This is a genomic window from Pseudomonas sp. NPDC089401, assembly GCF_044749485.1.
Taxonomy (GTDB): domain Bacteria; phylum Pseudomonadota; class Gammaproteobacteria; order Pseudomonadales; family Pseudomonadaceae; genus Aquipseudomonas.
Genome location: NZ_JBIVIA010000017.1, coordinates 1 through 18,652 on the forward strand (window position 1 = coordinate 1; position 18,652 = coordinate 18,652).

At 63.1% G+C, this 18,652-nt stretch carries 18 protein-coding genes; 6 read left to right on the forward strand and 12 right to left on the reverse strand.

The window, feature by feature from the left end; all coding sequences use genetic code 11:
* The coding region (locus ACIP21_RS26630) for a lipocalin family protein (RefSeq protein ID WP_400694304.1) at positions 1 to 452 on the reverse strand (452 nt) is incomplete at its 3' end.
* A gap of 286 nt (positions 453 to 738) precedes the next feature.
* Between ACIP21_RS26630 and ACIP21_RS26635 the strand changes: the two genes are divergently transcribed.
* The 6 genes from ACIP21_RS26635 to ACIP21_RS26660 are packed head-to-tail and all read left to right on the forward strand — an operon-like array spanning position 739 to position 5,306.
* A complete protein-coding gene (locus ACIP21_RS26635) occupies positions 739 to 945 on the forward strand; it encodes a hypothetical protein (protein WP_400694306.1) in 207 nt (68 codons plus the stop codon).
* Positions 946 to 1,000: 55 nt separating this feature from the next.
* Positions 1,001 to 1,864, forward strand: coding sequence for an McbB family protein (locus ACIP21_RS26640; protein WP_400694307.1), 864 nt, complete (start codon positions 1,001 to 1,003; stop codon positions 1,862 to 1,864).
* Positions 1,861 to 2,655, forward strand: coding sequence for a SagB/ThcOx family dehydrogenase (locus ACIP21_RS26645; RefSeq protein WP_400694309.1), 795 nt, complete (start codon positions 1,861 to 1,863; stop codon positions 2,653 to 2,655). The genes ACIP21_RS26640 and ACIP21_RS26645 overlap by 4 nt, the downstream gene beginning before the upstream one ends.
* A gap of 3 nt (positions 2,656 to 2,658) precedes the next feature.
* On the forward strand, positions 2,659 to 3,855 hold the full coding sequence (locus ACIP21_RS26650; RefSeq protein ID WP_400694311.1) for a YcaO-like family protein: 1,197 nt from the start codon (positions 2,659 to 2,661) through the stop codon (positions 3,853 to 3,855).
* Positions 3,852 to 4,604, forward strand: a complete 753-nt coding sequence (locus ACIP21_RS26655) for a hypothetical protein (RefSeq protein ID WP_400694313.1) — start codon at positions 3,852 to 3,854, stop codon at positions 4,602 to 4,604. The genes ACIP21_RS26650 and ACIP21_RS26655 overlap by 4 nt, the downstream gene beginning before the upstream one ends.
* Positions 4,605 to 5,306 carry an ATP-binding cassette domain-containing protein gene (locus tag ACIP21_RS26660; protein ID WP_400694315.1) on the forward strand — a complete coding sequence of 234 codons (702 nt, stop codon included), beginning with the start codon at positions 4,605 to 4,607 and terminating at the stop codon, positions 5,304 to 5,306.
* A gap of 47 nt (positions 5,307 to 5,353) precedes the next feature.
* Here ACIP21_RS26660 and ACIP21_RS26665 read toward each other — a convergent pair whose 3' ends face one another.
* The 11 genes from ACIP21_RS26665 to ACIP21_RS26715 all read right to left on the reverse strand — a co-directional run bounded on the left by ACIP21_RS26665 (position 5,354) and on the right by ACIP21_RS26715 (position 18,650).
* Positions 5,354 to 6,415 carry a lipocalin-like domain-containing protein gene (locus tag ACIP21_RS26665; protein WP_400694316.1) on the reverse strand — a complete coding sequence of 354 codons (1,062 nt, stop codon included), beginning with the start codon at positions 6,413 to 6,415 and terminating at the stop codon, positions 5,354 to 5,356.
* A complete protein-coding gene (locus ACIP21_RS26670; RefSeq protein ID WP_400694317.1) occupies positions 6,405 to 8,852 on the reverse strand; it encodes an ABC transporter permease in 2,448 nt (815 codons plus the stop codon). The genes ACIP21_RS26665 and ACIP21_RS26670 overlap by 11 nt, the downstream gene beginning before the upstream one ends.
* Positions 8,849 to 9,508 carry an ABC transporter ATP-binding protein gene (locus ACIP21_RS26675; protein ID WP_400694319.1) on the reverse strand — a complete coding sequence of 220 codons (660 nt, stop codon included), beginning with the start codon at positions 9,506 to 9,508 and terminating at the stop codon, positions 8,849 to 8,851. The genes ACIP21_RS26670 and ACIP21_RS26675 overlap by 4 nt, the downstream gene beginning before the upstream one ends.
* 162 nt (positions 9,509 to 9,670) lie before the next feature.
* Positions 9,671 to 10,444, reverse strand: coding sequence for an IclR family transcriptional regulator (locus tag ACIP21_RS26680; protein WP_400694321.1), 774 nt, complete (start codon positions 10,442 to 10,444; stop codon positions 9,671 to 9,673).
* A gap of 59 nt (positions 10,445 to 10,503) precedes the next feature.
* Positions 10,504 to 11,961: an amidase gene (locus ACIP21_RS26685; RefSeq protein ID WP_400694322.1), complete on the reverse strand. Its 1,458-nt coding sequence runs from the start codon at positions 11,959 to 11,961 to the stop codon at positions 10,504 to 10,506.
* Complete coding sequence (locus ACIP21_RS26690) at positions 11,958 to 13,268, reverse strand: citrate-proton symporter (RefSeq protein ID WP_400694324.1); 1,311 nt, start codon at positions 13,266 to 13,268, stop codon at positions 11,958 to 11,960. The genes ACIP21_RS26685 and ACIP21_RS26690 overlap by 4 nt, the downstream gene beginning before the upstream one ends.
* Positions 13,269 to 13,365: 97 nt before the next feature.
* Positions 13,366 to 14,541 carry a M20 aminoacylase family protein gene (locus ACIP21_RS26695; protein WP_400694325.1) on the reverse strand — a complete coding sequence of 392 codons (1,176 nt, stop codon included), beginning with the start codon at positions 14,539 to 14,541 and terminating at the stop codon, positions 13,366 to 13,368.
* Between the two features lie 234 nt (positions 14,542 to 14,775).
* Positions 14,776 to 15,522 (reverse strand): energy transducer TonB, encoded by a 747-nt coding sequence (locus tag ACIP21_RS26700; protein WP_400694326.1) that lies wholly within the window; start codon positions 15,520 to 15,522, stop codon positions 14,776 to 14,778.
* A 2-nt stretch (positions 15,523 to 15,524) separates the two neighbouring features.
* Positions 15,525 to 15,968 (reverse strand): protein TolR, encoded by a 444-nt coding sequence (gene tolR, locus ACIP21_RS26705; protein ID WP_400694328.1) that lies wholly within the window; start codon positions 15,966 to 15,968, stop codon positions 15,525 to 15,527.
* 13 nt (positions 15,969 to 15,981) lie between these two features.
* Complete coding sequence (gene tolQ, locus ACIP21_RS26710) at positions 15,982 to 16,692, reverse strand: protein TolQ (protein ID WP_400694330.1); 711 nt, start codon at positions 16,690 to 16,692, stop codon at positions 15,982 to 15,984.
* A 71-nt stretch (positions 16,693 to 16,763) separates the two neighbouring features.
* The gene (locus tag ACIP21_RS26715) at positions 16,764 to 18,650 is read right to left on the reverse strand and encodes a phytase (protein WP_400694439.1); all 1,887 of its coding nucleotides are present in this window, start codon (positions 18,648 to 18,650) and stop codon (positions 16,764 to 16,766) included.
* Positions 18,651 to 18,652: the final 2 nt, after the last annotated feature.

The window sequence follows — 18,652 nt, forward strand, 5'->3', positions numbered from 1 at the left end:
TCCTGATCATGCGTATTAGCCTGTAAACCATGTCCCCGGTTTGGAATGTAAACGATGTCTCCGGTTTGTACCGCGGGTAAACCCGCTCCCACAGGATCACCACTGGTCCGAACATTGCGCGAGCCCTGTGGGAGCGGGTTTACCCGCGAAGAGGCCATCAGCCGCAGCACAAGTCCCCACAAATACCCCGTCATCTCCAGATACCCCCGCCCCTGCCCGCTGCCAGTCACCCGCACCGAACCTTCCCAGTAAGGGAAGCGCGTCCCCATCCAGGCCTTGCCCTCCATCGACCTCGCCGCTGACCCGACAGAGCAGTCAAATGGACTAACACGACCACGGGTCCGTGTGGAATTTATCTCTTTAGCCTTCAGCGCTCGGCAATATGCTCTCCCTGTCTGCTCAAACGAGTGCCAACTCACACTATTTACATCCTGAAACATTATGGCACACATGAAAGCCACGGCTAGTCAGCCGCGAAGATACGAGCCCAAGAAGCTATTAAAAGAAAAGAACTACATCGGAAGGTAACTTTTCCCGCATAAAAACTAATAACTCCCCACAAGCGCCCATACTCACGACTGATCTCTTTCGGGATTTTCGCAATATCTGACGGATATATCCTACTGCCACCCGTTATTTTCAGAAAACCAACCGAGCCAGCCCGCCTTGACTTTGAATATTTGATCTTCTATTGCTGAAAGTACCCCGGCACTCGGGGTAACAAACAAGGAGAGAGACATGGATAACCAATATGGCATTAGCCTCATGGAACTGTCGCTTGACTACACCTGCGATATGGAATCGGAGTTTTTCGGAGGATCCGGTGGCGCTGGTGGATGCGGTGGAAGTGGTGGGTGCGGCGGCGGCGGCGGGTGCAGCGGTGGCAGTGGCGGGTCTGGTGGTAGCGGTGGTAACGCTATTGAAAAGGATCACGCTGACCGCTAACTAGAATGCGGGTGTCATCTCGATGACTTGATGGCACCCGCCAATAGGTGACCTGATGAAAATGCTAAGAGTTCATAATTATGAAATTCTCAACTTTGAGAGTGACCCAGTCCTATTCACATCAGTTGGCTTCACACGATTAGTTGACCCTAAAATAACAAGAGCACTTGCTCGAATTGAGGGCATGAACGCTCAATACCTCTCGGAAAAAGAGCTTGAGACGGTTCTCCTCACAGAAGATCTTCAGCCGACATCGGCTACCCATTTTCTCAAATCATTATCGGTGATTGGAGAAGCCGCTTGCCTGCCTCACTTCAAGAGCGCAACAATTTTTACAGATTTACCCTTGCCAAACTCACTCAAAAAACATATGGAGGAGCAGCGATATGGGCGACTCAAAATCCTCCCGTTACCGGTAGAAGCCCCCTTTGCCGCGTCCCCTGCCTTGTACATTTTTGCATGCATGACACTGCGACCTCATACAATCAAATTTTTATACCATGATACTCTTAAGAAAAATCCAAGCTGCGCCGTCAGTATAGGTTTTGTCAGTGGGAACTCCTTCCACTTGACGGAGGCATATTTGCCAGAAATCGGGAATCCCTGTGCATTTTGCACGCTTGATCGAATTTCATATTATGAAAACTTAAGAGGCAGTCATCATAACTGGAGCAACATTTGGGCCTTCTGTAACTCCAATAACATGGATATGCCTACAGCACCGTTAAACGAGTATCAAGCAACGCTTATTATGGGGTCAATTGCTGAATATGCAGACAAACTGACACGCGCCCCGAAATTTCGGGTCACTCAGGATCGAAACCTCACCTCACGAACACTGAATTTACAGAACGGCGCTCTCACTGAAGACAGCAGTATTCATTGGCCGCTTTGTGAATGCATAGGCGGTGGATCATGAATGTCTCACACGATCAATATCTTAGATTTGTCAGCAATGGCTTGCTGGATGACGTATTGAGCTTTCACGCCAAAGGGAATTATGTAATACATTCAACCACTCAACATTTCAGCACCCTTCATCACGTTCCTGCCAGCGATCTCCAAAAGCTCTCAGGCGTTGAACTTTCACTCGATCCTTTGCCGCCTCCTGAAGGCCGAATCAGCCCTCTTCTGTGCGCCAGCCCACTGCAGCCCGATCACCCCTTACGGAGGAATGATTCGTGCGATCACTTCCAACCCAGGCCAATGACGTTCGAAACGGTTAAAGAGATTATTGCCCCTTTACTCCGAAAAACCAGCGACAGCAAGCGAGGCTATCCCAGTGGCGGGGGTATATACCCAATCGAAGTATTCTGCGTAAACGTGGGGGATCGTATTGAAGGCTGGCCAGGGGAAACCAATGCACTGCACCTGCTGGCAGCATCCAAAACGTTTGAGACTCACAGCCCATTGATTGACGCCCGGAAGCTATCCTGTTCCATCACGCCTTTAAACACACAAATAGGATCGCCCACACTCGCGCTTGTGTACTGCATGTACTTACCCAAGGCGCTGTTCAAGTATAGATACAGAGGATATCGCCTCGCACTGATGGAGGTAGGATCAATGTACATGTTGACTGATTTACGCTGCAAAGAGCTATCACTGGATAGCCGCCCATGGGCAGGGTTCACCGACCACCAAGTTACCAAAAGCCTTAATCTTAATCCCGCCTTGTTCCTCACCATCTGTATCCAATTGATAGGCTGAGCCATGAACAATTACAACGAAGTCCATAACCCCGGGATTGCAGACTTTGTGCATCTGCGGCCCAATGCAGTCACACCTATGCCTCACAGCGTGGAGTCCGGCTCTCGCTGGCGTACCTACGGGTCAAGCAGTGGATGGACATCGGACGTGTATGCTGCGGCACTGGGGGAGCATTTTGAACGGAAGCATTTCTACCTTGACGTGCCAATCGATGACACAGCTCCACTGCAAAAAACATTATCACCTGAAGAATGCCATTCTTTCGTAAAAGCCTTTTCTCAAACGTCAATTAAAACCTCAGTTCCGGCAATTGCAGGCCATGCATTTGATTTAACTCGCGCATTCAGAATTGATAACCTCACACCTTGCAGTGTGCCGACAGCTTGCATTTCAATTAGCCACTCAAATAACGAAGCAGACAACGACATCTACCCGACAAGAGACACCTGCGGCTGCAGTGTTCATCTGACGGTCGAGCAGGCAATTCTGGGCGCTTTAAAAGAGTCATTCGAAAGACAGTTTCTACTTCGCTTCTGGCTGACCAATAGTTGCACGGAAAAGATTGAATTCCATCAAGCTTGTCAACTACTCCAGCAAAGTCGGAGCCTCCCACTCTTGAGAAAGTTAAAACTGGCAGAGGAGCTGACAATCCTTGATCTCACCGACAGTCGCTTTCCAGGAGCCTGTGTTTTGCTATGTTATGGTAACTGCCAGCAAGGAAACGTCAGGGTCAAGTACTGCGCAGGAATGGCGTACAGCGACCATCTGAGTATCGCACTGGAAAAATCGATCATTGAATTATGGCAAACATTTCGATTCATGCAGTCTCATGACCACACTCAAACGACACACATCATCGACCCTTACCTTCGGCACTTTCTGAACTGTAACAATTACGATACCTACCAACTCATCGCCGACACCAGAGTATCTTCAATACGCCGGCCGACACGCAGCACTTTCGAGCCATTATCAGCCAGGCGACTGATAGACACAGCAAAAAACCTCAGCCTGAATGGCTATCTTTACTTAAACAACCTAAACACGCAACATGCACGCTATTCCTGTAAATATTTGTCGCCGAATGTATTCATGCACATGAATAATGCGCACAAAATCAACCTTGAAAACACCTATTCAACACCTTTCCTCCAAGAGATAATCGAATCCCGACTAAAATGCATGGTTCCCTTCCCATGAGCCGATCAGCACACACCTTATCATCAAAATTCATGACCATTACGAACATCATGAAAATCTTCCTGCTCGAACATCTACGAGAGCCCACCACTTTTCTGTGGACCGGCATCGCACCTTGCCTGATGTTCATACTTGTAGCAGACAATACCGTCTCCAACCCTGACGCCTCCTATAGGACTGCAGCCGCCTGGTTCTACTCCTACCTGTCATCCAGCTTCGCATTCTTTGGCTTCAGCTTCTATCTGGTCGGCAGAAGAGAAAGTGGTTTCGTTCGCTCATTCATCTACCAGCGTGATGCTGTTATTACCTTCCTGCTTTCGCACACCCTAAGCTATTCGATCTTGAGCCTACTTTATGCGAGCACCTTTTATCTAATAACGAAGCCTCTTTACGGGAACTATCAACTGTCTGAATTCGCGCATTTGACGGCGTGTTTTTATACCGGATATCTGGCATTTTCCTGCCTAGGGCTGATCGTGGTTGCACTGCCTTTGAAATTCAGCACCACGGGCACTGTCTTTTCCCTCCTTTCGTTCTGGATGCTGATTTCCGGTTACGCCGGGGCGTCTCAGCACTCAACGCTGGCTGTCTCAGTTGCATACTTCAACCCTCTAGCCCTCAGCGCAAAGCTCTACGATGGCCGTTTTCCACTGCTGTTCAGCTTCGCAACCGTACTGACGCTTTTACTGATTGGCCTCTATCTTTGCGCGAAATATTTCAGAATACATCCCGTATGGAGCAGATATTAGTTGAACATCCTATCCCTCTCGGACCTCACGTTTTCCTATCCTGGACGTCCGTTATTCGACAGCGTCAACCTTCATGTCAGCCAAGGTGAGGCCGTGGGCTTGCTGGGTATGAACGGCGCCGGTAAAACTTCACTTTTCGATTTGATATGCCAACTCAAAAAGCCACAAAGTGGCACCATCGTCAATCTGGCGCAGCAGCAGGCCTATCTCAGCCAAGTGCTCACGCCACCTCCGCTGTTGCGCATGCATGAAGCCGGAAAACTGATTACGTTATTCAACACCAGGCAAGCGCCGAAGCTTGAGGCGTCACGCGCTCGTTTATACAGTTGGTCTCCCCCCTTGGCCAAACGATACGCCGACATTGGTGAAAAACGGGCATCAACCTGCAGCTATGGTGAAATCCGCAGCTACTTCACATTGACACTCCTTCTGATGGGAAGTGACCTCATCATCCTCGATGAACCCACCGCGGGTGTAGACCCCGAATTCAGGCACTTCATTTGGTTAGGCATCCAGCATGCTTGCGATGAAGGCGCGAGCGTATTGGTGTCTTCACACTATACGGAGGAAATTGCTCAGCATTGCACGCGTTTCTACATGCTCGCTCACCGAAAGCTTGCGGCTTATGAAAGTGGCCAACAGTTCCTCGTACATTACAATGCAGACTCACTCGACACGGCTTTTATGAGAGCGTCTCTTTGAGGACGGGTGTGTCCTGCCAAGGGGGAAGCCTCGGGATTACAGGCCCACTAATACCCCGTCATCTCCAGATACCCCCGCCCCTGCCCGCTGCCAGTCACCCGCACCGGCCCTTCCCAGTAAGGGAAGCGCGTCCCCAACCAGGCCTTGCCCTCCAGCGCCTCGACTTGCACATCCAGCTGCACCGCCGGCACCTGCACCCGCCAGCGGGTCGGCAACTGCTTGCCGTTATCCTGCCGGGTCCACGCCAGCGGTGTCAGTTCGACCTCAGCGCCCTGCAATGCCCTCACCTGCCCCTGGGGATCGACCCAGGTCCCGGCCCGGTAAGGCGTGCCCTGGTCTTCGCGCACCTGGAACAGCATCAGCTTGGCGCCATTGGCCAGATGCAGCGAAAACCAGTCCCAGCCACTTTGCCCGGCTGCCAGCGGCTGGCTGCTCCATTCCCGGTCCAGCCACGCCTGGCCCGTGACCGGGAAGCGCTGCCCACCCCGCTCGACCTCGCCGCTGACCCGATAAAATGGCTGGCTGTAGTAATACGACGCCTGGCCCTTGCCGGATTTCTCGCTGTAGCCCTGAACACCCTGCAGCACCAGTGGCTTGTCGCTGCTCAGCGTCAGATCGTAGCGAAACCCCTGGCCATTGGCGGCCATGCGCAGGTGATCGATGTCGTCGCCCTGCAACGCCCAGTCATCGATCCAGGCGCGAAACGGCTGGGCCTCGACGCCTGCCTGGCCGATGCCCCCGCGGGCCAAGCGTTCGCCGACCTGGTGCCCGCCCGGACCGGTCAGCGCGGCATGGCCCATCCACAGGTTCGGGCTGTTCCAGCCCAGGGTCTCCGGGCCTGGGCGCAGGGCCGAGCGGAACAGCGTCCACTGCACGCCCCAGTCGCGCCCCTGGGCATCCTGCAGGTTGGCGGTGACGTACCACCATTCGATGCGATAACCATCGTGGGCACCATGGTCGCGGGGAAACACCAGCGGCACGCCAGGGGTGACCGGCTTGAACGCCGCCGCCTCGCTGCCAAGCCCGGCGAAGCTCTTGGCCGGCGGCACAGGCGCATCACACCCGGCCAGCAGCAGGCAGGCCAGCAGACAAAGGGCTTCAACTTTCATCGGCGAACTGCCGCAACAGGTCACTGGGCTGGCGCTGTGCCAGTTGCCACAGCGGCCAGGCACTGGCCAGCAGGCTGGTCAGTACACCCAACAGGGCCAATTGCACGAGCTGGCCGGGGAACACATGCCAGGGCAGCCGCCAACCGAACGCCTGCACATTCACCACCGCCACCAGGCACCACGCCAGCAGCAGGCCCAGCGGAATCGCCAGGGTCACGGTGAACCCACTGAGCATCAGCGTCTGCCCCAGGCTCAACCAGGCCAGCCGGCGCCGCGGCACGCCCAGCGCCCACAATGGCGCCAGTTGGCCCAGGCGGCGCTGGCCGAGGGTCAGCTGGCTGATGAACAGAGCCACGCCGGCCACGCCGAGGGTGAGGCTGTTGAGCGCGGCGGTGACGGCGAAGGTGCGGCTGAACACCTGGTTCGACCAGGCCTTGAGGCTGGCCTGCTCGACCAGTTGGTTGTCGTCCAGGGCGAAACGTTGCCGCAACCCGGCTTCCACGGCGGCGAGCTGCCCGGGCTGCAGCAGCAGGCTGAGGCCTGCGAGGCTGGCAGCGGGCGCGTGGGCGCGTAGCCAGTCGGCATTCACCAGCACATGCCCTTTGGGATTGCCGTAGTCGGCGTAGAGGCCCACCACCACCATCCCCTGCGGCGGCTCGCCCGGGAGCAGCACGGTATCGCCCAGCCCGACCTGCAGGCGGCGGGCGAGCTGCTCGCTGAGCATTGCAGCGTGCCCGCTGGCCAGGCGCTCCCAGGCCTGCGGCGCTTGCTCCAGCAACGGCCAGTGGCTGCGGTAAAACGCATGCTCGATCACGCCCTGCACCTGCACTGGCCACTGTTGCAGGCGCCACTCCACTCGCCAGCTCGGCAGTACCGCAAGCACTGCGGGGTCGCCCGACAGCTGCGCGGCGATCTGCTGCCCCTGGCCACTGTCATGCGGCGTGAGGTAAAGGTCAGCCGCCAGGCGCTGGTCCAGCCAGCCGACGAAGGTGCGCCGAAAGCCCTCGGTCATGCCGCCCACCCCGACACTGGCGGCCATGGCCAGCAACAGCGCCATCAGGGCCAGGCTCAGGGCCGGCAACTGTTGTCGGCTGTCGGCGACAAACCATTGCGAGAGCGGCCGCCGGCAATGGCGTGCCAGGCCCGCCAGCAGCAAAGCCAGCGCCCCGGGCAGCAACAGCGCTGCACCCAGCAGCAGCGCGGCCAACATCACGAACGCGCTGGGCAAGGCGTTGCCGAGGTAACCGCAGCCCAGCGCGACCACCAGCAAGGCCAACCCTGCCAGGGCCTGGCGCTGCAACCACGGCACCTGCGCCAGGCGCCAGGCCTGGGGTTGCGCCAGGGCCAGCAGCGGCAGGCGTGCGGCGCGCAGCAGGCTGTCGAGCCCGGCCAGCAACGCGCCGAACAGGCTCACGCCGATACCCGCCAGCCACCAGTACAGCGGCAGGTGCAACTGCCCGGCCACCTGGGCGCCGTACAGGCCGCGCAGGCTGGAAGCAAAATCAGGCAGCAGGGACGCGGCCAGCACATAGCCCACCGCCACCCCGCAGATGCCACCTGCCAGGGCGAACGCGCCCAGCTCCAGGGCCAGTGCCGTCAGCAGCACCCGCAGGCTCACCCCGCAGGCGCGCAAGGTACGGATCAGCCCGCGGCGCTGCTCCAGGGCCAGGCCGATGGCCGCATGGGCGATGAACAGCCCGACCACGAAGGCCAACAGGCCCAGTGCGGTGAGGTTGAGGTGGAAGCTCTCGGTCAGGCGTTGCAGGTCGGCGTTATCGCCAGGCGGTTGCCGCTTGAGCTGGCTGGCGACGTCAGCCGGCAGCGCCCGGTCGCTTTCGCCCAGCAACCGTGACAGTTGCCCTGGGGCGCCAAGCAAGCCTTGGGCCTGGCCGATATCGACCAGCACCACACCGGGGGCCAGTTGCTCGTCGAGCATCAGCGGCGGTAATGGCTTCCCCTCTGCCGTGTGGGCATTGCGCCCCAGTTGGCGCAACGTATCCGGCCCGACCCAAGCCTGCCCTGGCGTGCCGATGAAGGCCGCCAGGTCGAAGCCGGCCGGGTCGGCACCGGCCACCGCCATGCCGGCCGGCAAGCTGAGCGGTTCAATGCCGATCAGCCGCACCGTGGTGTCCTGCTCGCCAATCAGCCGTAGCCGCCCTTCGAGCACCGGCGTCAACTGCCAGCCGAGCCTGCGCAGTTGCACGTAGAGCGCCTGGCCGAAGCGCTGGCCGTCACGCGCCAGCCACTGCGCCTGTGCCGGGCCGCTCAGCACCGCGCTGGCCTGGGCATAGTCGCTGCGGGCCTGGGCGTTGAGGGCCTGCACCCCGGTCCACAAGGCGGTGGCCAGCCACAGGCCGGTGAAGATGGCGATGCCTTGCAGGCGATGACGGCGCCAGTGGCTGGTCAGCGCCTGCAAGGTGATCGGCAAAGGGTTCATGGCCGCTGCACCCGGCCCTGCTGCAACACGCAGCGTTGTTGCAGGCGCGCGGCCAGGCGCGGGCTGTGGGTCACCATCAGCAGGCTGCTGCCGGCCTCGCCGACCAGTTGCAGGAGCAGCTCCAGTACCTGGTCGCTGCTGGCCTCGTCGAGGCTGCCGGTGGGCTCGTCGGCCAGCAGCAGCGCGGGCCGGCTGGCCAACGCCCGGCCAATGGCGACCCGCTGCTGCTGGCCGCCGGACAGTTGCTCGGGGTAACGCCCAAGCAGTGCCGCCAGCCCCAGGCGTTCGGCCAGGTAAGCCAGCCAGGCCGGATCGTGGCGCCCGGCCAGGCGGGCCTGGAAGGCCAGGTTGGCGGCCACCTCGAGGCTGCTGATGAGGTTGTACTGCTGGAACACCAGGCCGATGCCCTCGCGGCGCCAACGGGCCAGGGCCGTCTCGCCCTGGCTGTCGAGGGGCGCGCCATCGATCAGGATGCGCCCGCTGTCGGCGCGGTCGAGGCCGGCCAGCAGATGCAGCAAGGTACTCTTGCCGCTGCCGGATTCGCCCATCAGCGCCAGGCTGGCACCACGGGCCAGGGTCAGGTCGACACCCTGCAGGACCTGGAGCGGACCCTGGGCGGTAGGGAAGGATTTGTGCAGGTGTTCGACGACCAGCATGGGGGCCTTGGCCTTTTGGTGAAGTCAGACTTTAGGCATAGCTGCTGGTGGCGCTTGCTGGCAAATGGATGTGCGGGTTTCGAGGGCCCCTTCGCGGGTGAACCCGCTCCCACAGGGATCGCACAATGCCTTGGCTTCAGTCATGAGGCCGGCACAGCTGGCCTAGTTCACCAAGGCCCGCTGCACATCGCCGACGGTCGCCGCCAAGCTGTCCAGATGCAGGCTCAACACCCGCTCCACCGGCGCCTGGTCCAGCGGCCAATGCAGGGCGATGCTCCCGGCCAGGCGCCCCTGCACCCGCACCGGCAAGGCAATCGCGCGGATCAGGAACGGCAGGCGCACCGGGTACTCCCAATACCCCTCGGTGCGCTGCCCGAAGCCCTTCTGCGCATCCCCCTCCAGATCCCGCAACAGTTCATCCCCGGCACCCCGCTCATGGGCCGCCAGGCGCTGTACCTCCTCCTCGGCCAACTCCTTCAGGCAAGCCCGCCCCATCGCCGAATGGAACAGGCTGGCATGGTGCCCGACGATCTGGCAGTTGTTCGGGTAGCGCTTGCGCAGCACCTGGGGAATCGAGCTCTCCATCACCTCCAGCCGCTCGCCGTCGAAACACGACAGGTCCGCCACCAGCCCGGTGCGCTCGCTGAGCGCCAGCAGCCATGGCGCCGCGCATTCCACCAACTGCCGCTTGAAGCGCAACTGACGATCGCCGAACAGCCGCCGCGCGCACAGGCGATAGCGCCGGTCGCTCAGGCCGCGGTACACCCAGCCCTGTTCCTGCAAGGTGGCGAGCATGCGCGACGCCGTGGCCTTGGGCAGCCCCGTGAGGTAATGCAGCTCTTCCAGCCCCAGCGCCTGGTGTTCGCCAAGCAGCTCGACGATGGCCAGCGCCCGTTCCACCGAACGAACGCCGCCGCTGTCTATTGCAGTGCCCATGGGTTAGACCTCCCTGCCTGAACGTGGATGGTCAGCATGCGCAGCAAGATACGGGCCGACTACCCTGCCAGCAAGCTCGGCGGCGGGCGCCGTTCGACCCAGCGGGTCAACTGTTCATGGGCGTACGCCAGTTGCAGCACGGCGTGGTCGGCCTGGCTCGGGCCTATGATCTGCAGGCCCATGGGCAGCCCCGCGGCATTGAAACCGACCGGCACGCTCATGCTCGGCAAGCCGGCCAGGGTCGCGCCGATCACCACCTCCATCCAGCGGTGATAGGTGTCCATCGCCCGCCCGCCCACCACCTTCGGCCACGCCTCGGCTGCGTCGAAAGGGAACACCTGGGCCGCCGGCAACAGCAGGAAATCGTAACGTTCGAACAATTTGCCCAGGGCCTGGTACCAGGCGCTGCGGTCCAGCGAGGCCTGGTAAACGGTCGCTGCACTCAGCTGCAAGCCACCCTGCACCTCCCATTGCGCCTCGGGCTTGAGCAGCGCCCGCTTGGCCGGGTCGGCATAGGCCGCGCCCAGGTTGCCGTGCACCAGAAAGTGGCGATGGGTGAGCCAGCACTGCCACAGGCGCGCCAGGTCGAAGCCCGGCTGACAGGCCTCGACGGTGCAGCCCAGCTCGGCGAAGTCGGCCAGGGCCGCTTCACACAAGCCTATCACCCCGTCGTCCATCGCCAGGTAGCCATCGTAGTCACCCAGCCAGCCCAGCCGCACGCCCTTGAAGTCCCGCGCCAGCTCCGCCGCGAAGTCCCGCCGGCCCGCGTTGATCGACAGCGGCGCGCGCAGGTCATGCCCGGCCTGCACTGTGAGCAGCCGGGCGACGTCGGTCACGCTGCGGCCCATCGGCCCCTCGGTGGCCAGTTGCTGGACGAACAGCTCCGGCGTCGGCCCGTAGGGCACGCGCCCCAGGGACGGGCGCAGGCCATAGACGTTGTTGAACGCCGCCGGGTTGCGCAGCGACCCCATCATGTCGCTGCCATCGGCCACCGGTAGCAGGCGCATGGCCAGGGCCGCCGCCGCACCGCCGCTGCTGCCACCCGCCACGCGCGTGGGGTCGTAGGCGTTGGTGGTGGTGCCGAACAGCGTGTTGTAGGTCTGCGAGCCCAGGCCGAACTCCGGCACGTTGCTCTTGCCGACGATGATCGCCCCGCTGGCCCGCACCCGTGCCACGCTGATGGCATCGTGCGCCGGGACGTTCTCGGCGAACAACGGCGAGCCCAAGGTGGTGCGCAGCCCGGCGGTGGCCGCCAGGTCCTTGATCGCCTGGGGCATGCCGTGCATCCAACCCCGCGACTGGCCACGCGCCAGTTCCCGGTCGCGCTGGTCCGCTTCGGCCAGCAAGGCCTCGCCGTCGCGCAGCGACACCAGGGCATTGACCTGCGGGTTGCAGCGTTCGATATGGCCCAGGTAGGCCTGCATCACCTCGCGGCAGCTCAGCCGGCGGGCATGGATGGCCTGAGACAGCGCCTCGGCGTCGAGGGCGACGATCGGGTCGATGGCTAACGCGTTCACGGTTTCACTCCAAGGGTGTAGGCCGCGGCCTTGCCGGCGCGCGGGGCTTCTTTCAGACAATAGGTGCCCAGCAGCGTCAGCAGGCAGGCGAACAAGACGTAGAACGACGGCGCCACCGGGGTGCCGAGCGCCTGGCTCAGCCAGGTGACGATCAGCGGAGCGAAGCCGCCGAACACCATCACCGCCACGTTGTAGGCCACCGACACCCCGGTAGAGCGCACCTCGACCGGGAACTGCTCGGCCAGGGCGGTCGGCGCCGGGCCGAAGAAGCCGCCGATGGCCGTGCACAGCAGCAGTTGCATCACCAGCAGGCGCTCGATCGACGGCGCCGCGGCCACCCACACGTACAGCGGGTAGACCATGACGAAGAACGCCAGGGTGAAGGCCATCAGCACCGGGCGCCGGCCGAGTCGGTCCGATAGCGCGCCGGAAAGCGGGATCACAATGGTCATCAGGCCCACCGCGAGCATCTGCACCAGCAGCACCTGGTCCAGCGGCAGGCCGAGGTTCTTGTGGGCGAAGGTCGGCATGTTCACCAGCACCACGTAGAACGACACCGTCGCGCCACAGGCCAGGCCCATCGACACCAGCAGGCTGCGGCGGTGCTCACGCAGCACCTGCATCAGCCCCGGCGCCTCGCCCTTGGCCTGCCTGCGTGCCTCCAGGAACTCCTCGGGCTCCTCCATGTGCTTGCGGATCCACAGCCCCACCGGGCCGATCAGCAGGCCGAGCACGAACGGGATCCGCCAACCCCAGCTGTCCAGTTGCTGGGGCGTGCACAGGTGGGTCACCAGCGCGACCATCGCCGCTCCGGAAAACACCGCCAAGCACTGCCCCACCAACTGCCATGAGCCATACAGCCCCTTGCGCTTGGCCGGCGCACTCTCCACCAGGAAGGCCGTGGCGCTGGCGTACTCGCCGCCGGTGGCAAAGCCCTGCAGCATGCGCGCGACCACGATCAGCAGCGGCGCGCCCATGCCGATGGCCAGGTAATTGGGGGCGAAGGCGATCAGCGCGATGGACAGGGTCATCAGGCGGATGATCATCTGCATCGCCGCCTTGCGCCCCTTGCGGTCGGAGTAGATGCCCAGCAGCACGCCACCCACCGGGCGCATGAAGAAGCCCACGCCAAAGGTGGCCAGGGCCATCAGCAGCGAAGCGTACTCGTCGCCCGAGGGGAAGAACTGGCGGGCGATGATGCTCGCCAGGAAGCCATACACGATAAAGTCATACCATTCCAGCGCATTGCCGATGACCGCCGCGACCACTTGCCGGGTACGCGACGCGCTGTTTGGGGAAATCTGCATGGGGAACGCTCCATCATCTGTTGACCAGCAAGGTTCAGGTGATCACCCGGGCACAGCCGCGCCCGGGTTCCAGCGGCAGAAAGCAAAAGGAGGCGTGTCAGGCCGGCTCGAGCCAGCGCTCGGTCAGCGCGCCCCAGTAGGCAGCGCCGGTCAGCAGGATGTCGTCGTTGAAGTCATAGGCGGGGTTGTGCACCATCGGCCGCTTCTCGCCGTTGCCGATGAACAGGTAGGCGCCCGGGCAACGCTGCAGCATCCAGGCGAAGTCCTCGCTGCCCATCAGCTTGCGGGTGTTGCCGTCGACCTTGTCGGCGCCGAGCAGCTCGACCCCGACCTGGTGGGCAAAGGCATTTTCCGCCGCATGGTTGACCAGCACCGGGTACGCCGGGCGGTGCTCGATGGTCGCGGTGCAGCCAAAGCTCTGGGCCTGGCTGACGATGATCGCCTGCACCCGCTCCAGGGTCTGCGCCCGCACCTGGGCATCCAGCGCGCGCAGGCTCAGGCGCAGCAGCGCCTGCTGCGGGATCACGTTGGCCGCCTCGCCCGCCTGCAGCGCGCCGACCGTCACCACCGCCGCCTCCTGGGCATCGATGTTGCGCGCCACCACGGTCTGCAGGGCCATCACCACACTGGCCGCCGCCACCAGCGGGTCGACCGTCAGGTGCGGCATCGAGCCGTGGCCACCGACGCCGTCGAGGGTCACCGTGAGCAGGTCCTGCGAGGCCATCATCGGCCCCTCGCGAAAGCCCAGCTGCCCCGCTGGCAGCCCGGGCATGTTGTGCATGCCGAACAGCGCATCGCACGGGAAGCGCTCCAGCAGCCCGTCGGCGAGCATCGCTTCGGCGCCGCCCTGGCCTTCCTCGGCCGGTTGGAAGATCAACGTCAGGGTGCCGTCGAACTGCCGCGTCGCCGCGAGGTAGCGCGCCGCGCCCAGCAACATGGTGGTGTGCCCGTCATGGCCACAGGCGTGCATGCAGCCTTGGTGGCGGCTGCTGTAGGCGGCGCCGGTGGCCTCGTGGATCGGCAGCGCGTCCATGTCGGCGCGCAGGCCCAGCCGGCGCGGGCTGCTGCCATTGCGCAATACGCCGACCACACCGGTCTTGCCGATGTCGGTGTGTACCTCGTAGCCCCACTTGCGCAACAGCGTGGCGACCAGGGCCGAGGTGCGGCTTTCTTCGAAACCGAGTTCGGGGTGGGCGTGGATGTCGTGGCGGATGGCGTGCAGGTCGCTGGCCACATCGTTGAGCCAGGCCAGGATGTGCTGGTGTTTCAGCATGGGGAATCTCCTCGCGCGGGTGGTCCCGTTCTTGTTGTTCGCTTGAGATCACGACGGTCAAGGCAGGTCGTGCTGGTACACAGCAAAGCGCGGGGGGCTCGGGAGCACAATCGTTTGTTGTTCCGTACCGTGGAACATGGCCTGGCAAGGGCAGAACCTGCGGTACGGTGCATGTCTCAGGCACAGTGGAAACCACTGTGGGAGCGGCTTCAGCCGCGAAGAGGCCGGCAGGCCTCAGCGGATCCTGTAGGTGAAGGTGTTCTTCACATTGGCCACCGCCACCGCCTGCCCGTCGACCACCCGTGGCTGGTAGCGGAAGCGCTTGGCTGCCGCCAGCGACGGTTTGACGAACAACGGGTGGCACTGGCCGACCACCTGCGGGTCGCTGACCCGACCGTCCGGCGTCACGGTATAGGCCACCGTGCACTCACCTTCGATATTCCGGTCCAACGCCCGCTGCGGGTAATCCGGCGCCTCCTTGGCGATCGGCAGGTACTGCCGGCTGGCCGCCTCGGCCGCAGCACGGGCCTGGGCGGCGACGGCGTCACGCGCCTGGGCCTCGCGGGCCTGTTGCTGGCGCGCCTGCTCCTGCCGGGCCAGTTGTTGTTCGCGACGTTCTGCCTCCTCGCGCTGCTGCCGGGCTTGCTCCTGCCGCTGCTGCTCGCGCTTTTGCTGTTGCACGCGCTTGAGGGCCAGCGCCGCCTCGTCGACAACTGGCGTCGGGACTTTGGGCGTCGGCGGCGCGGGCTTCTCGGTCACCGGGGTGGCTGCTGGCGGTTCTGGCACCGCCATGGGCGTGGGCACAGGCGCGGGCAATTGCACCAGCTGTGTCTGGATTACAGGTGCTGGTGCCGCAGGCAACTCCGGCGTGTGCGACAGGTTGATCAACAGATAGGCCACCCCCGCATGCAGCGCCAGGGCTACGCCGAAGGCGGTGCCGTGGTCACGCCAGGCCGAGGTCTTGAACGTCGGGCTGCTCATGGTCAAGGCACCTCGGTGATCAGGCCCAGGCGGCTGACGCCCCCGCGCTGCAATTGGGCGATGCCGGCGACCACGGCGGCATAGTCGGTCCCCTTGTCGGCGCGCAGGTAAACCTGGGTCTGCGGGTCCTGGGCAACGACGGCGGCGATCTTCTCGCGCATCTGCGCCGTGTCCACGGCGCTGTCGGTCTGGCTGAGCGTGTCCACCTCGCTGCCGAGGTTCCAGTAGTAGCTGCCATCGGCTTTCACCGACAAGGTGACGATACGCTGCTGGCCCGGCGCGGGCAGCGCTTCGGCCGCCACCTTGGGTAGCTCGATCTGCACGCCTTGCACCAGCATCGGCGCGGTGACCATGAAGATCACCAGCAGCACCAGCATCACGTCGATGTAGGGCACCACGTTCATTTCGGCCTTCAGGCCATGCTTGCGGACGGGTCTGACGAGCATCGCGTATTCCTCCTCAGGCCGCTGCCGCCAGGTTGCCGGCCTGGCCTTGCAGCCGCCGCTGCAGGCGGCCTTGCAGTTCGTTGCCAAAGGCGTAATAGCGGCCGATCAAGGTCTGGCTGCGCGCCGAGAAGCGGTTGTAGGCCATCACCGCCGGGATCGCCGCAAACAGGCCGATGGCCGTGGCGATCAACGCCTCGGCGATACCCGGGGCCACGGTGGACAGGGTCGCCTGCTGCACTTGGGACAACCCCAGGAACGCATTCATGATCCCCCACACGGTGCCGAACAGGCCGATGTACGGGCTCACCGAACCGACCGTGGCCAGGAATGGCAGGCCCTGCTCCAGGCGCTCTTCCTGCTCCGCGATAGCGACCAGCAGGCCGCGCTCGACACCCTCGAGCACGCTATCGGGCTGCTGGCCGGTCTGCAGTTGCTGGAACGCCTGGTAGCCGGCGACGAAGATCTGCTGCAAGCCGGCGTCGGCATGCGGCTGTTGCGTCTTGAGGCCTTGGTACAGCTGGCCGACTTCGCTTTCGCGGAACTGCTTGAGAAAGGCCTTGCCGTGCACTTCGCTGCGGCGCAGGCGGATGCCGCGCTGGACGATCAGGTACCAGCTGAGCAGCGAGGCCAGGACCAGGCATAGCATCACGGCCTGGACCACCAAGCTGGCGTCGCTGACCAGGCTCCAGACGGTGGTGTGTTCGAGCGGGGTCGGGGTTTGCATCGGGGATATCCTTTCGATTCGGTTAACAGTCAAGAACAGTCAGGTTGCGGCGCGATGACAGGCCGGGCGGATCAGTCCAGGCCCAGCGCCTCGGCCACCACCGCCCAGGGCACGTATTTGTAGTTCTGGTTGCCTTCGGGCATCCGCTTGCGCCCGTCCTGCACCACCAACAGGCCCTTGGCCCAGGGCCCGCCGAGGTTGGCCGAGGCCACCTCGAGGCCGTCGGTTTCCGACGCGCCGTCGATGCCCTGCTGCGCGTTCAGGCCGACCTGGAAACTGCCGCGCAGGCGATACGGTGGTTTGCCATCGAGCACCACGTAGCGGTCGTTGCCCTGGCTGGAGATCACCAGGTAATCGCCGCCGCTGCCGTGGTACAGCGCCAGGCCCTCGATGTCGTCCTTGACCGGGCCGCCCACGCCGATCACCTTGTCCAGCCGGGTCGAGCCTTCGGCGCGGGCGTCCAGGGCCCAGACCGCGACATCCTCCTCGCCGATGAACAAGCGCTGGTTGCGGTCATCGGCCACGCAGCCTTCCGACTGGGTCGCGGTGCTGAAACTGCGCACCAGGGTCCCGGCCGCCTGGCCGCTGCCACCGTCGAGGCGGTACTGGACGAACCGGCCGTCCTTGTCGTTGGCGATGGCGTGGATGGCCGCATCGCTGTCCTTGAACAGGCACAGGCCGTAGATGTCCTTGAGTTCAGTCGGCACCTGGCCGATCTCGCTCAGCTCGCCAGTGGCCGGGTCGATGGCGAACAGGTGCAGGCTGTTGCGGTCGCGGTTGCTGGCCACGGCCAGGTCGACCTGGCGGTCGCCGAGCTGGAAGCCGCCGCGCACATCGACATTGTTCAGGCGCCCCACACGCAAGTCCTGCAGCTGCTTGCCGTGCAGGTCGTAGGCCAGCAACCCGCCCTGCTTGTCGGTGCCGAACACGCGGCTCAGCTCGGGCTGGCGGGCATTGACCCAGATCGCCGGGTCGTCTGCGGCATCGCCCAGGCTCGGCACTCCATCGGTTTGCACCTGCGCCTTGATCTGCACCAGCGGTGGCTCGGCTTTCACTGACTGCGGGGCCCAGCCCAGGCTCGCGCGGTGGGTGCCCCGGTCATCGGCCAGCAGCAGCTCCAGGCCCTTGCCCGCCACGCGAGCGCTGACCTGCTCGGGCTTTTTCAGCCCTTGCAGGCCAAGGGAGCCGGCGCGCAACCACTGCCCGGCACTGCGCTGATAGAGGTGCAAGGCGTTCGCGGACGGGTCCAGGGCCAGCAGGCCGCCGGGCACCAGGGCGATGCCGGCGGCAGCCTTGGCCAGGCTGCCGAACGGTGCCACCAGGTCCACGGGCTCACGCAGCAACGGCGCTTCGGCAGCGGCCTCATAGCGCCACAGGCCGACATTTTCTTCGTTCACGTACAGGCTGTGGCTGCTGTCATCGGCCTGGCAGAACCCGCTCTGCGGCGGCAGGCTCAGGGCACGTACCAGGCGTGCCTCGGCCAGCGGCTGGCCGTGCTCGGCAACCAGCCACTGTTCGCCAACGCCCTCCTCGCCAACCAGGAACAGGAAATCGTTCGCGGCGCTGTCGCGGTACAGGCACAGGCCTTCGATGGCATAACGGGTTTTCGGCAAATAGTGCGGCGTGCTCCAGCCGATCTTGGCGTCGAAGCGTGCCAGCAAGGCCTTCTGGCGTTTTTTATCGAGGGTGGTGACCAACACGCCGGCACTGTCGCCACGCTGATCGAGGCCCTCGAAGCGGCCCGGCAGTTCGCCGAGCACGCGGCCCTGGCCATCGACCACCTGCAAGGCCTTGGCGGCCAGTTGCAGGCGCTGGGCTTGAGCGAGGGCCGGCGATGCAGCCAGCCACTGGCTGGCTTGGGCGTCGATGATGTGCTGATCGAAGGTCAGGCTCGGCGCCGCAGTGACGCCGCCATGGGCCAGGGCGACACACAGCCCCAGCACCGACAAAGTGAACATAC